The organism is Hafnia sp. (genome assembly GCF_036648275.1).
In the GTDB taxonomy this organism is placed as follows: domain Bacteria; phylum Pseudomonadota; class Gammaproteobacteria; order Enterobacterales; family Enterobacteriaceae; genus Hafnia; species Hafnia alvei.
On the sequence record NZ_JAVXIQ010000006.1, the window covers coordinates 130,105 to 144,070 of the forward strand.

The window sequence follows — 13,966 nt, forward strand, 5'->3', positions numbered from 1 at the left end:
TGGGTCAGAGATTAATATCCAGCTCAATCACCATGCGCCCGCGCTCGACGGTCAGTTGGGGCACGGGGTTGCCTCGCCAGCCGCAGAGTCGGTTAAGGCTGTAGTGACTGCGGTATGAAAGCGACTGAGCAATGGATTGCCGAACAGCAACACATCCTCCCCGACTGCGAATGGCAACACATCACCTTCACTATGCCCGTTAAACTCTGACATCTCTTCGCCAACAGCTGGCCCCAGCTCAATCTGTTATGTTCTTGCGCGGCCAATACTCTACTGAAATGGGCCAAAAACTCGGCGTAGAAATTGGTCTGTTTGTGGCTTTACACACCTATAGTCGACAACTTAACCGATAGCATTAGCCTTGTAATGTTAATAATAAAAGATTGAAAATCCTAACCATGAACCGTTGTGGGCGCTGTTCCGTAAACATGGCGGAAGTATTCGCGTTATTGCTGCTGCCGCTGGCGTGCTTGGACTGACCGATACCGATTGCCTGCCTCGTCCTCTGCAGCCGTTGTCAGCAGGCGATATTGCGGATATTGCCCGAGTGATCACCGCGCTGGAGCTGAAGTACCCGATCCAACAGTGCATCCACTAGCGCAGGACACGCTGTCAATTGCAGAGTTTTGCAATCGTTAGCAGCAGGAGCTACATTCACCTGTAGTACTGCGCCCCGTCATCTAGTTGCTGTTGCTCAGGCAAATTCGTTTTCATGATTGTATTACTTAATACATTGAGACTCCTCGCATAGGTTTATCTCTCAGATACAAATTCTGTATCTAAATTAATGTTTCTTAATAGAGGATTACTTTTTTTTTTAACATTTTTCCAGATAAGCACTTTATGTATATGCTACCAATATTCAACATATTACATAATAAAGAGTTGTAAAAATCTGGTAGCGATTTAGTTACTTACTTTCTTGGTTTTTATTTGGAGAACGATAATGAAAAGGAGACATTTCATCCTTTCATTGGCCGTGTTAATTGCTACTACTGCACTGAAGGTCAGAGCAAAAATAATATCAGGTGGAATGCCATGGCACCCATACGCAGTACGCCCTCCAGAGCCGATTTCTGCCGGCGAATGGCGCTTTTTTAATGAAAGTGAAGTGGTGTTGATGGATGCACTGGTTGATCTCATCATTCCACCAGACGAATTGAGCATTGGCGCAAAAGACGCAGGATGTACACTTTTCATCGATCGTCAATTGAGTGGGGACTTTGGAAAAGCGATGACAGTTTATCGCCTTGGCCCTGTCATTCAAGGATTTCCTCAGCAAGGTCCACAGTTTAATGATACTCCTGCCGAGCGCTATAGGTTAGGTCTTGCGTCCATTGATAGTGTCGCGAATAAATTACATCAGAAAGCGTTCAACCAATTAGAAGAAGAGCAGCAAATTGCCATGCTGCAAGCGATTGAGAATGGTGAAGTCCCACTGACTGGTCTTAACGGACAAGCATTTTTTTCCATGCTGATTCAAAACGTGCGCGAAGGATTTTTTGCCGATCCACTATATGGAGGCAATAAGGACATGGCAGGATGGAAAATGCTCGGTTTTCCAGGTGCACGCTATGACTATCGAGAGGAAATCAAGCTCCGTGGTGAAGATTTAGGCCTGTCACCAGTCAGCATGATAGGCGCGAAAAAAGACGCCTGATAAATATAGACTTCTATGAGATTTTTGAGAATACAGTATGAGCAAGAAAAGAGAAAAAACTGATGTGGTGATTATAGGTCTTGGCTGGGCTGGGTCCTTAATGGCGAATGAGTTAACTATGGCCGGTTTAAATGTAGTCGCTATTGAGCGTGGTTCATGGCGAGACACAAGCACCGACTTTCCTACCACTATCGATACCGATGAACTGCGATTTGTGAGTCGTCGTGCAATTATGCAACCACCCGCAGTTGAAACACTCACTTTTCGTAATACGCCAATACAGCGAGCTCTGCCCTTACGTGAATGGAATACCTATCAATTTGGATGGAACGTAGGTGGGGCTGGCACACATTGGAATGGAATGACGTGGCGCTTTCTTCCTTATGATTTTCAGAGCTATAGCATGACTGTTGAACGTTATGGAAAAAGCAAGTTTTTACCTGGGTTGCAAGTGCAAGACTGGGGGGTTTCTTACCAAGACTTAGAACCGTTTTACGACAAATTTGAGCGTTACGCGGGGACTTCAGGAAGAGCAGGTAACATCAAAGGCATAACTCAAGAAGGCGGTAATCCTTTTGAAGGCCCGCGCCAGCGAGATTACCCATTGCCTCCACTCGAACGCACACGTATGGCCGAAATTTTTGATAAAGCAGCTAAAAATTTAGGTTACCACCCATTTCCTGTACCTGCAGGTAATACATCAGCAGCATATACAAACCCGCTAGGCGTAAAAATGGCACCCTGTACCTATTGTGGATATTGTGAGTTTTTTGGTTGCGGAAACTGGTCAAAAAGCAGCCCTCAGGCATGCATTTTGCCTGCTCTAATGCAGCGTGAAAATTTTCAGGTCATCACAGAGTCTGAAGTGTTACAGGTGAATCTTAGTGGCGATAAGAAAACAGCTACAGGTGTGACTTACATCGATAATCAAGGTGAGCAATGGGAGCAGCCGGCAGACATAGTTGTGATTGCAGCTTATCAAATGGATAACGTCCGTCTAATGTTGCTGTCAGGCATTGGAAAACCCTATAACCACCAAACCGGAGATGGGGTTATAGGGAGGAACTATGCCTATCAAACAATTTCCGGTGCCAGCATTTTCTTCAAAAATGAACACCTTAATCCGTTTATTGGCGCGGGAGCGTTAGCACAAGCGATTGACGATTTCAACGGAGACAACTTTGATCATAGCCAACATAATTTTATTGGGGGGGCTGTTGCTTTAGTACATTCGACAAACGGCCGACCAATCGCTGCCGGCAACTTAGTCCCCCCCGGAACACCGAAGTGGGGGCGTAGTTGGAAAGAGGCGTATCAACAGAGTTACCAGAATGCCAACTCAGTTTACTGTCAGGGAAACAGCTATCCACATCGTGATGTATTCCTCGATCTAGACCCTGAATATAAAGATCGCCATGGCCGTCCACTATTGCGTGTGACATTCGACTGGAATGAAAATGATAAACGCTCTGCTCATTTTATGGCCGATAGGTCTGTGGAGCTAGGTAAAGCTATGGCGGCTGAAGTAGTTGTACGTTCGGAACCAACTGCCAACCCATTCTCACCGATGGATAATTTATCTTCACATACAACAGGCGGGGCTGTTATGGGTGACGATCCACGGACCAGCGCGCTGAACCGCTATCTGCAAAGTTGGGATGTACATAATACCTTTGTGGTCGGCGCTTCTGCCTTTGCTAATAACGGGGGTTATAATCCAACGGGCACCGTTGCTGCACTTACACTTTGGGCTGCTGAAGCAATTAAAACGCGTTACGTCAAAGCGCCTGGTCCTTTGGTGGAGGTGTGATCATGGCAGTTAAAAAAGTATTAGCTCTAATTTTAGGTAGCGCAGCTGTTGTTGTCGGTTGTTTCACAGGCTACAAAATATGGCACAACAGCCATCAGCAACATGATTTTTTAGCTCCCCAGCCGCTAAGTAGCATTGGGAAAACGACATTAGAACGGGGGGAGTATCTGGCTAGAGCTGGCGACTGCGTCGCTTGCCATACCGCAAAGGGAGGTAAACCTTATGCCGGAGGAATGGCGTTGGAAACACCATTTGGAAAAATAATGGTGAGCAATATTACACCAGATAAGGAAACGGGGATTGGCAATTGGACTGATAAGCAATTCATTAACGCAGTGCGCAACGGTAAAGGTATCCATGACCAAAATCTTTATCCTGCCATGCCATATAACGTATATAGCAAGGTTAGCGATTTAGATTTAAAAGAAATAAAAGCTTATCTCAACACAATTCCTGCTGTACATCATAATGTAGAGAAAACGAATTTACCATTTCCTTTTAATATTCGACAAATGATATGGGGATGGAATCTGCTGTTCTTTGACGCGGCTCCATTTAAGCCAAACCAGAATAAATCCCAACAGTGGAATAGAGGAGCATACTTGGTAGAAGGCCTCGGACATTGCACATCATGCCATACACCAAAAAACCTGTTGGGAGCGGATAAACGCGGCAAGTATCTACAGGGAGGTGAGTTGCAAGGTTGGTTTGCTCCAGAAATCACCAACAATAAACGGCAAGGTATCGGCGAGTGGGAGCAAGATCAGGTTGTCAGTTATCTTAAAACTGGCAGCACAGAACAAGCTGTCGCTTCTGGCCCTATGGGGGAAGCCATTCATAACTCTTTGCAGTACATGACGAATGATGATTTACGAGCCATTACTGAATATCTACAAAGCATACCGGGAAGCTGGGATACGACAATTCCGCTTACTGCAGCAAAAAGCGAAATGGACCGTGGAGAAAGCATCTACCAGAACAACTGTAAGGCTTGTCATAAAGCGAATGGACTCGGTGTTGAAGGAATGATCCCCGCATTAGCAGGAAGTAGTGGTGTCCAAGCGCCAGACGCTGCCAATGTATTACGAGCGATATTGCTTGGGGGACAAGGGGTTGCTACGAAAATCAACCCTACTGCCGCATCTATGCCCGAATTTGGCTGGAAATTGGATGATCAACAAATATCTGACGTTGCCACCTTCATCCGAAATGGCTGGGGAAACCAGGCACCACCGGTAAGTATGCATGATGTAATGAATGCACGAGAAATCTTGTCGGCCAGAGAAACATTGAGCAATCCATATCACGTTAATTGATTGCTTTTTAGGGACTAGATAATGCTGAAGATAGCATCGGGGTTAAGAATATCGGGGGCGGGAGCCGATGCACAAGCTGATACTTCCTCCCTCCCCCTTCGATTGCGCACGCAAAACTGAACCGTATCGGATTTTCGGGAGACTAAATTCTCAGTGAAAAAAGACCCGAAATGACATCCAAAAGAGCAAACCGTTACCCACCAGAGCTGCGTGAGCGGGCTGTCCGAATGCTGATGGAACAGCGCAGTGAATATCACTCAGAGCACGCCGCCATCAATTCCATCGCGCCAAAAATTAGCTGTAGCCCTGACACGCTCAGAGCCTGGCTGCGTCAGCATGAGCGCAATAATGGTTCCGGCGATGGTGGGCTCACAAGCGATGAGCGGCTGCGTCTCAAAGAGCTGGAGCAAGAGGTTCGTGAACTGCGGTGCAGCAGCGATATTCTGCGCCAGGCCTCGGCTTATTTTGCGAAGGCGGAGTACGACCGTCTGTGGAAAAAATAATGCCGCTGCTGGATACCCTCAGCGATAGTCACGGGGTCGGACCGGTATGTCATGAGCTGAATATCGCCCCGTCGACGTACTTCCGGCACCGTGAATACCGCCAGCATCCGGAGAAACGCAGCCTGCATGACCGCCGTGACGCTCAGTTGAAGCCAGAAATACAGCGAGTGTATGACGACAACTACAGTGTCTATGGCATCCGGCAGCTGCAGCGTGAAGGCATCAGCGTGGCCAGATGCACCGTCGCGCGACTGATGAAGAGCATGGGCCTCGCAGGCGTGCTTCGGGGTAAAAAGTGCGGACTACGGTCAGCCGGAAAGCAGAAAAAGCATATTACGCTTCCATCGGGAATAAGGATCTGGCAGCCTGAGTTCCCGGACTAAATCTCTCCCATTAAACCGGTACGGTTCAGTTTGCGTTCATCAAGATGCTCGGCTTTATGAATATAAGCCGCACGCAAAGAGTTACGTTCCACGGCATCCCTCAAACACCCCCCTGATTTAATCAACGAGCTACATGCCATCAGAAAAATAAAAAAAGAGTGGAGACCCCCGGTCCAAAATGGCCGGGGTTCAACTAATAACTATTATCTATTGATGAACTGATAAGCTGGTCAATATAATCCGCATACCACTGCATCATCTCATGTCTTCCATCCAGATATTGCGCATGGTTGTACGTTCCACGAATGCTATTTTTGTCTATATGAGCAAGCTGCAATTCTATCCAGGCTGAATTAAAACCCTGTTCATGAAGAATGGTACTCATGGTATGACGGAAACCGTGACCAGTTGCCCTTCCTCCATAACCAACACGCCTAATTAATACGTTCAGCGACATGTCACTGATCGGTTTGACTTTTTCAAGCCTTCCTGGAAAAACATATAGATAACCACTTGTCATCGTTTTAAGTTCATCCAAAATAATCAGAGCTTGTCGAGACAAAGGAACGGCATGGGGACGACGCATTTTCATTCGTTCTTCAGGGACATTCCAGACATTTTTTTCAAAATCAAACTCAGACCATTCCGCCTTACGCAATTCACCTGGACGAGTTCCTGTTATGATAAGCAACTTCATCGCTAGCTTAACGAGCACATTACCGGTATACGCCTGAAGAACGCGGAGAAAATCAGGCAACTCTGCGGCTTTCAGATATGGGTAATTCGCCTTTTTATGCGGCCTCATCACACTCGCTAGATCTGGTGCAGGGTTAGATAATGCACGCCCTGTTGCTATTGCATATTTCCAAACCTCACCACAGCGTTGACGCACCTTACGCATTTTTTCCGTAGCTCCGCGCTCCTCAAGTCGAGTCAGGACACCCATCAACTCCATTGGAGCGATAGAATCAATGGGACGATGCCCAATATACGGGAAAACATCTTTTTCAAATGTCGCGATCATTTCTGTACGGTAGGACTCAGCCCATAAGTCATAGCGTCGTTGATACCATTCTCTAGTAATTGATTCGAAGGTATTACCCAGCTTCTCTTGCTGAGCTAGCTTCTTCTCTTTCCGGATTTCACTCGGGTTAACTCCAGCAGCTAAAAGATCTTTTGCTTCATCACGCTTTTTCCTAGCGTCAGACAGGGATACTGCTGGATAAGTCCCCAGAGAGATTAATTTAGCCTTGCCTTCATAACGGTAGCGAAAGCGCCATCCTTTAGAACCATTCGGCTCGATTTGCAGGGACAAGCCACCACCATCTGATTTGGTATATGTCTTTGCTTCCGCCTTAGCACGGCGAATTTCAAGGTCTGTAAGAGGCATGTGTATAGTTTCCTCCTCTAAAATCGCGCAATGTGTATAGTTCTAAAGTGTATAGGCGAAACTATACATAATCTTATACACAATGGCTTGTTGATTTGGGATTATGCCGGTTGAATTGAGTTGACGCAGACAGCGATAAAAACTCAGTTAAATCAGAGGGTAGTTGACGTTGGTGGAGTTTCAGAGACTTGAAAATGGAGCGGGCGAAGGGAATCGAACCCTCGTATAGAGCTTGGGAAGCTCTCGTTCTACCATTGAACTACGCCCGCATCAATGTGGCGATCATTATAGTCCCTTCTGGCATACCATCAAGCAGATTAAAATACTAAGTGACGAATAATTAAGCAGTTAGACCGTTAGGCGATCACAATTTAGGAAATCAATTCTTAAAAAAAATCCCCACGGTTTTAAACCAGTGGGGATTTTTATTTCGTATGCGGCAGGCTAGCTACCGCTTACAAACTTATTTGACTGGACGCATTGCTGGGAACAGGATCACGTCACGGATGGTGTGGCTGTTGGTGAACAGCATCATCATACGGTCGATACCAATACCCAGACCTGCGGTTGGTGGCAAACCGTGTTCCAGAGAAGTCACATAGTCTTCATCGTAGAACATCGCTTCGTCATCACCTTCGTCTTTCGCACGAACCTGATCCTGGAAGCGTTCAGCCTGATCTTCCGCATCGTTAAGCTCGGAGAAGCCGTTACCGATTTCACGGCCGCCGATGAAGAACTCGAAGCGGTCAGTGATGAACGGGTTATCATCGTTACGACGAGCCAACGGAGAAACCTCTGCTGGGTATTCGGTGATGAAGGTTGGCTGAATCAGGTTTTTCTCTGCGGTTTCATCAAAGATTTCACACTGAATACGGCCTAGGCCCCAGCTCTTCTCGATCTTAATGCCCAGAGATTCAGCGATTTTGATCGCTTTGTCCAAGTCATCCAAATCTTCCATTTTAATGTCTGGACGATAGTGGTTGATGGACTCTTTCATGGTCATTTTGATGAAAGGTTTGCCGAAGTCGAAAGTCTGGTCGCCGTACTGAACAATGCTGCTGCCCAGAACTTCCTGAGTCAGAGTACGGAACAGATCTTCGGTCAGAACGATCAGGTCTTTGTAATCCGCGTAAGCCATATAGAGTTCCATCATGGTGAACTCTGGGTTATGACGCGGAGAAACGCCTTCGTTACGGAAGTTACGGTTGATTTCGAATACGCGTTCGAAGCCACCCACAACCAGACGTTTCAGGTACAGTTCTGGCGCGATACGCAGATACATATCGATATCCAGCGCATTGTGGTGAGTGATGAATGGACGTGCAGACGCACCGCCAGGGATCACTTGCATCATAGGAGTTTCCACTTCCATGAAGCCTTTGTTCACCATAAAGCTACGGATGGCAGCCAGAGTTTTAGAACGAATACGGAAAGTCTCACGAGACTCTTCGTTAGCGATCAAATCAAGATAACGCTGACGATAGCGAGTTTCCTGATCGGACAGGCCGTGGAATTTGTCTGGCAGCGGGCGCAGTGCCTTAGTCAGCAGACGAATTTCGGTACAATGGATAGACAGTTCACCCGTCTGAGTGCGGAATACTTTACCGCGCGCACCAATGATGTCACCCAAGTCCCATTTTTTGAACTGGTCGTTGTACAGGCCTTCTGGCAGATCGTCACGAGCAACATACAGCTGGATGCGACCACCCATATCCTGCAAAGTAACGAAGGAAGCTTTACCCATGATACGGCGGGTCATCATACGACCAGCAACAGAAACCTCGATGTTCAGATCTTCGAGTTCTGCTTTATCCTTTTCGTCGTACAGGCTATGCAACTTGTCCGAAGTAGCATCACGGCGGAAATCGTTAGGGAATGCGATCCCTTCCTTGCGCAGCGCGGCCAATTTTTCACGGCGAGACTGCATTTCGTTGTTAAGATCAAGAGCCTGATCGGCACCTTGTGATTGTTGTTCAGACATATTGTTTCCTCATAACCCGGCTTTCAAGCTTGCCTCAATGAATCTATCCAGGTCGCCATCTAACACGGCCTGTGTATTACGCGTTTCAACGCCAGTACGTAAATCCTTAATGCGAGAGTCATCCAGAACGTAAGAACGGATCTGACTCCCCCAACCGATGTCAGACTTGTTGTCTTCCATCACTTGTTTCTCAGCATTTTTCTTCTGCATTTCGTATTCGTACAGCTTAGCTTTCAGCTGACGCATTGCCTGATCTTTGTTCTTATGCTGAGAACGGTCATTCTGACACTGAGTCACAATGTTGGTCGGAATATGGGTAATACGTACTGCGGATTCCGTACGGTTAACGTGCTGACCACCGGCACCAGAGGCGCGGTATACGTCAATACGCAAATCGGCTGGATTGATCTCGATATCAATATCGTCATCCACTTCTGGGTACACAAACGCAGAGCTAAATGACGTATGACGACGACCACCAGAGTCAAACGGGCTTTTGCGAACTAGGCGATGCACGCCAGTTTCAGTACGCAGCCAGCCGTAAGCATATTCACCGGAGATTTTTACGGTCGCAGATTTCAGACCGGCTACTTCGCCGTCTGATTCTTCAATAATTTCGGTTTTGAAACCTTTGGCTTCCGCCCAGCGCAGGAACATACGCAGCAACATGCTTGCCCAGTCCTGTGCTTCTGTCCCGCCAGAACCGGCCTGAATGTCGATATAACAATCAGCGCTGTCGTACTCACCAGAGAACATACGACGGAATTCTAACTGAGCCAGTTTGGCGTCTAACTGATCCAGCTCAACGACGGCCTCATTGAAGGTCTCTTCGTCGTCGGCTTCGATAGCCAGCTCCAGCAATCCGGATACATCATCCAGACCCTGAGTCATTTGATTGATGGTATTAACGATTTCTTCTAATGAGGAACGTTCTTTGCCCAGCGCCTGTGCGCGTTCTGGCTCATTCCATACGTCGGGCTGCTCGAGCTCGGCGTTAACTTCTTCTAGCCGTTCTTTCTTGGCATCATAGTCAAAGATACCCCCTCAGAACTTCTGTCCGTTCAGACAGGTCCTGAATACGGCTTTTTACCGGATTAATTTCAAACATATTTTCTTATATCTTTCGTTAAGTGTTCAGCGACGGAACCATGTCATTCCTCTAAAGGAATTCCTAAACCGTCATAAAGAGACGATAAAAATAGCGTTAAGGCAGCGTAATGAACTAAAAAACTGCTTACGCCTAGCTTTCGACTCTATCAAAATGTCCTTACAGAATATAGCAACTCACACCTATAAATGGCAGTCATTCCGCGATTTTCAAGCTCTATTGCTGCAATTTCCGGCGAGGAACGACGCGATTAAAATGTATGGCTTATTGCAGGCTCGCTGTTATTACTTCTTCTTATAAAAGAGCAGCGTCTCACTACACTTAATCATCTGAGCAGTATAACAAGAACAAAAAGGGGCAGCTTGTGCTACCCCTCATACATTACATGGATTTTTGTTCGAGTGCGTCAGCGCGGCCAAAGGTGCTGAATCATCAGCTGTACACTGCGGTTGCCACGATATTCGTTAATGTCCAGCTTAAATGCCAGCTCCACTTCACGTACGCTCGGATCCGGCCACAGCGTGGTATCCACGTTAAAAGCGATACCATCTAGCAGCGGGCCGCCACCCACGGGCTCAACCATCAGCTTCAGGTGACGTTCACCCACCAGCCTCTGCTGCAAGATTTTGAACTTGCCGTCGAAGGTAGGATCAGGAAACGCCTGCCCCCATGGCCCTGCATCGCGCAGCAACTCTGCAGTTGGCAGCGAAAGCTCGTCCATCGACAGTTCACCGTCAGACCAGATCACGCCTTCTAGCTGAGATGCATCCAGCCATTCGCCGACCAGTTCAGCAAAACGCTGGCGGAACTCATCAAAGCGCGATTCCTCTAGCGACAATCCAGCCGCCATCGCATGACCGCCAAACTTCATGATCAAACCAGGGTTCTGCGAATCAATGCGCTCCAGTGCATCGCGCATGTGCAAACCGTGAATGGAACGACCTGAGCCTTTCAGAATGCCATCGCCCGCCGGAGCAAAAGCAATCACCGGACGGTAAAAACGTTCTTTGATACGTGAAGCGAGAATGCCCACCACGCCTTGGTGCCATTCAGGATGATACAGCGCCAAACCGTACGGCATTTCAACCGTAGTGCGTTCCAGCTCGCTGCAAATCTGTAATGCCTCAACCTGCATGCCCTGCTCTATCTCACGGCGCGTCACGTTCAAACTGTCCAGATCGCTGGCAAGCTCGCGCGCTTTTGGCATCTCGTCGCAAAGCAGTAGCTCAACGCCAACCGACATGTTGTCCAAGCGCCCTGCGGCGTTAAGCCGTGGGCCAAGTGCAAAACCTAAATCACTTGCGACTAACTGACGGGCATCACGATTGGCAATTTCCAACAACGCACGGATCCCGACACGACATTTACCCGCGCGGATACGATTAAGACCCTGATGCACCAAAATTCGATTATTGCCATCCAGCGCAACAACGTCTGCCACCGTGCCTAGCGCCACTAAATCGAGCAAATCAGCCAGATTCGGCGCGGCGATCCGGTGTTGTTCAAACCAACCATGTTCATTCAGATGCTTGCGTAGCGCTAACATCAGATAGAACGCCACACCAACGCCGGCTAATGACTTCGATGGAAAATCACAGTCGTTGAGATTCGGGTTAACCATGGCATCAGCTGCGGGCAAAGTTTCGCCCGGCAGATGGTGATCGGTAACCAGTACTTTGATCCCACGAGCATGCGCATTATCAACGCCTGCATGAGACGATATACCGTTATCGACGGTCATGATCAGCTCTGCGCCCATAGCAGCAGCCTGCTCAACCACTTCAGGGCTCAGCCCGTAGCCATCTTCAAAACGGTTCGGTACCAGATACTGAACGTTTGCCGCCCCCATGCTGCGCAATGCCAACATGGAAAGCGCGGTGCTGGTTGCGCCATCGGCATCAAAATCACCAACGATAACAATACGTTGATGCTCAGACAGTGCCTGATGGAGAAGCTCTACTGCGCGATCAATACCCGATAACGTCTGGTATGAGAGTAAACCTTTAACCCCACGCTCCAGCTCTTGCATGCTAACAATGCCACGGTTGGCATAAACGCGGCGCAATAGCGGGTGGAGATCGTCAGGAAGTTCATGATTTTCCACCGCCTCTCGGCGGCGGAGCTGTGTTGATACGATCAAACCAATTAACCTTTAGCCTTGCTCATGGCTGCCTGCGCATCCAACATCGCCAACATCTCTTTCGGCCCCTGATAGCCAGGGATCACGGTGCCGTCATTAAGCACAATGGCAGGAGTTCCCTGCACGCCAAACTGCACGCCGAGCTCATAGTGTTTTTTGATGTCAACATTACAGGTTGCTGGCTGAGTAGCTTCACCGCTCAACGCCGCATCAAATGCCTTACGACGATCGGCCATGCACCAGATTGACTGCATATCTCTTTCCGCCTGAGAGCTTAAGCCCTGACGCGGGAATGCCAGATAACGAACGGTGATACCCAGATCGTTATACTCTTTCATCTGCGAATGCAGTTTGTGGCAGTAGCCGCAGGTGATGTCCGTAAAGACCGTAATCACGTGTTTTTCTTTTGGTGCTTTGTAGACAATCATCTCAGGCACCAGCTTTTGCAAACGCCCAACCAGAATCTGGTTAGTCACGTTAACCGGCACAGCGCCGCTGACGTCATACATCGGCCCTTGCAGAATGTGCTTACCATCGCTGGTCACGTAAAGCACGCCGTTATCGGTAAATACCGTTTGCAAACCTGCAACCGGAGAAGGCTGAATCTCGGCTTTCTGTACGCCCAATGTTTTCAGCGACTGCTGGATTTCAGCATCACCTGCATGTGCTGCGCCAGTGACTGAAGCCGCCAGCAAAGACAGCCAAATTAAACCTTTCTTCATTGCGTAATCCTTGTATTTCCCTGCGCCTTACGCACGGGGATGATGCTGTTGATGTAGCTGCTTCAGTCGTTCAGTAGCTACATGCGTATAAATTTGGGTTGTGGACAGATCGCTATGCCCTAACAACATTTGTACGACACGCAAATCTGCCCCATGGTTCAGCAAATGGGTGGCAAAAGCATGCCTGAGCACATGCGGTGATAAGCGAGAACTATCGATTCCCGCCAGTACCGCATAGTGTTTAATCCGATGCCAAAACGTTTGGCGCGTCATCTGTTGGGCACGATTACTGGGAAACAGCACGTCTATCGTTTGCCCATTCAGCAGCCATGGCCGGCCATACTCCAGATAATACTCAATCCAGTAAACCGCCTCTTCCCCCAGCGGAACCAGACGCTCTTTATTACCTTTACCGATAACGCGCACCACGCCCTGACGTAAGCTAACATCGGCCTGCGTCAGCCCCACCAGTTCAGAAACGCGGAGTCCGGTGGCATAAAGCACTTCAAGCATCGCCTTATCGCGCAATTCTATCGGGTTCTCAACGCTTGGCGTTTGTAGCAACGTATCAACTTGTTCTTCGGTGAGATCTTTCGGCAACCGCTGCGGTAGCTTGGGTGACGATAATAACGTCGTTGGATCGTCGCCGCGCATTTTTTCACGGTAGAAATACTGAAATAAACGACGCATGGCGCTGAGTAAACGGGCAGAACTGGTTGCTTTATAGCCGCCATCGACGCGTTCAGCTAAGAAACTTTGCAGATCAGAAACCTGAGCCTGTAATAAATCAGAGTGATGATGCGCCAGCCATTCAGCCAGCGACCTTAAATCTAGACGATAAGAGGCCAGCGTATTTTCGGCTAAGTTGCGCTCTAACCACAGCGCATCTAAAAATTGTTCTATCAGTGCCTGATCTTGCTCGTGCACCGGCGACTCCATTGATAAAGACTCAA

The 13,966-nt window shown here is 48.2% G+C and carries 9 protein-coding genes, 1 tRNA gene, 4 pseudogenes and 1 other annotated feature; of the genes and pseudogenes, 6 read left to right on the top strand and 8 right to left on the bottom strand.

Annotated elements, in window-relative coordinates; translation table 11 throughout:
* Window positions 1-99: 99 nt before the first annotated feature.
* From RSC70_RS21035 to RSC70_RS08035, 6 genes and pseudogenes are all read left to right on the top strand, one after another.
* Window positions 100-350: pseudogene (locus tag RSC70_RS21035) on the top strand (IS91 family transposase); the annotation flags it as partial.
* A gap of 50 nt (window positions 351-400) precedes the next feature.
* Window positions 401-598: pseudogene (locus tag RSC70_RS08015) on the top strand (hypothetical protein); the annotation flags it as partial.
* Between the two features lie 348 nt (window positions 599-946).
* Window positions 947-1,660 (top strand): gluconate 2-dehydrogenase subunit 3 family protein, encoded by a 714-nt coding sequence (locus RSC70_RS08020; protein WP_332542194.1) that lies wholly within the window; start codon window positions 947-949, stop codon window positions 1,658-1,660.
* A 37-nt stretch (window positions 1,661-1,697) separates the two neighbouring features.
* Window positions 1,698-3,470 carry a GMC family oxidoreductase gene (locus RSC70_RS08025; protein WP_332542195.1) on the top strand — a complete coding sequence of 591 codons (1,773 nt, stop codon included), beginning with the start codon at window positions 1,698-1,700 and terminating at the stop codon, window positions 3,468-3,470.
* 2 nt (window positions 3,471-3,472) lie between these two features.
* Complete coding sequence (locus RSC70_RS08030) at window positions 3,473-4,786, top strand: cytochrome c (protein ID WP_332542196.1); 1,314 nt, start codon at window positions 3,473-3,475, stop codon at window positions 4,784-4,786.
* Window positions 4,787-4,956: 170 nt separating this feature from the next.
* A pseudogene (locus tag RSC70_RS08035) lies at window positions 4,957-5,620 on the top strand (IS3 family transposase); the annotation flags it as partial.
* Window positions 5,244-5,360 (top strand) — a sequence feature (AL1L pseudoknot). It overlaps the preceding pseudogene by 117 nt.
* 78 nt (window positions 5,621-5,698) lie before the next feature.
* On the opposite strand, the pseudogene RSC70_RS21040 reads toward RSC70_RS08035, so the two are convergent.
* The 8 genes and pseudogenes from RSC70_RS21040 to xerD all read right to left on the bottom strand — a co-directional run.
* Window positions 5,699-5,812 (bottom strand): annotated as a pseudogene (locus tag RSC70_RS21040) (tyrosine-type recombinase/integrase); the annotation flags it as partial.
* Window positions 5,813-5,865: 53 nt separating this feature from the next.
* Window positions 5,866-7,062 (bottom strand): tyrosine-type recombinase/integrase, encoded by a 1,197-nt coding sequence (locus RSC70_RS08040; RefSeq protein ID WP_313883641.1) that lies wholly within the window; start codon window positions 7,060-7,062, stop codon window positions 5,866-5,868.
* A gap of 195 nt (window positions 7,063-7,257) precedes the next feature.
* Window positions 7,258-7,331 (bottom strand) — tRNA-Gly (locus RSC70_RS08045).
* A 194-nt stretch (window positions 7,332-7,525) separates the two neighbouring features.
* A complete protein-coding gene (gene lysS, locus RSC70_RS08050; protein ID WP_040046179.1) occupies window positions 7,526-9,043 on the bottom strand; it encodes a lysine--tRNA ligase in 1,518 nt (505 codons plus the stop codon).
* A 9-nt stretch (window positions 9,044-9,052) separates the two neighbouring features.
* Window positions 9,053-10,151 (bottom strand): peptide chain release factor 2 gene (gene prfB, locus RSC70_RS08055; protein WP_096079952.1). Its coding sequence is split into 2 segments (ribosomal slippage): window positions 9,053-10,075 and window positions 10,077-10,151, totalling 1,098 coding nucleotides; the frame shifts between segments, so codons are not numbered across the junction.
* A 406-nt stretch (window positions 10,152-10,557) separates the two neighbouring features.
* Window positions 10,558-12,291, bottom strand: coding sequence for a single-stranded-DNA-specific exonuclease RecJ (recJ, locus tag RSC70_RS08060; RefSeq protein ID WP_234618814.1), 1,734 nt, complete (start codon window positions 12,289-12,291; stop codon window positions 10,558-10,560).
* Window positions 12,292-12,296: 5 nt separating this feature from the next.
* The gene (gene dsbC / locus RSC70_RS08065; protein WP_025801619.1) at window positions 12,297-13,013 is read right to left on the bottom strand and encodes a bifunctional protein-disulfide isomerase/oxidoreductase DsbC; all 717 of its coding nucleotides are present in this window, start codon (window positions 13,011-13,013) and stop codon (window positions 12,297-12,299) included.
* 27 nt (window positions 13,014-13,040) lie between these two features.
* Window positions 13,041-13,952, bottom strand: coding sequence for a site-specific tyrosine recombinase XerD (gene xerD / locus RSC70_RS08070; protein WP_172722389.1), 912 nt, complete (start codon window positions 13,950-13,952; stop codon window positions 13,041-13,043).
* Between the last annotated feature and the right edge of the window lie 14 nt (window positions 13,953-13,966).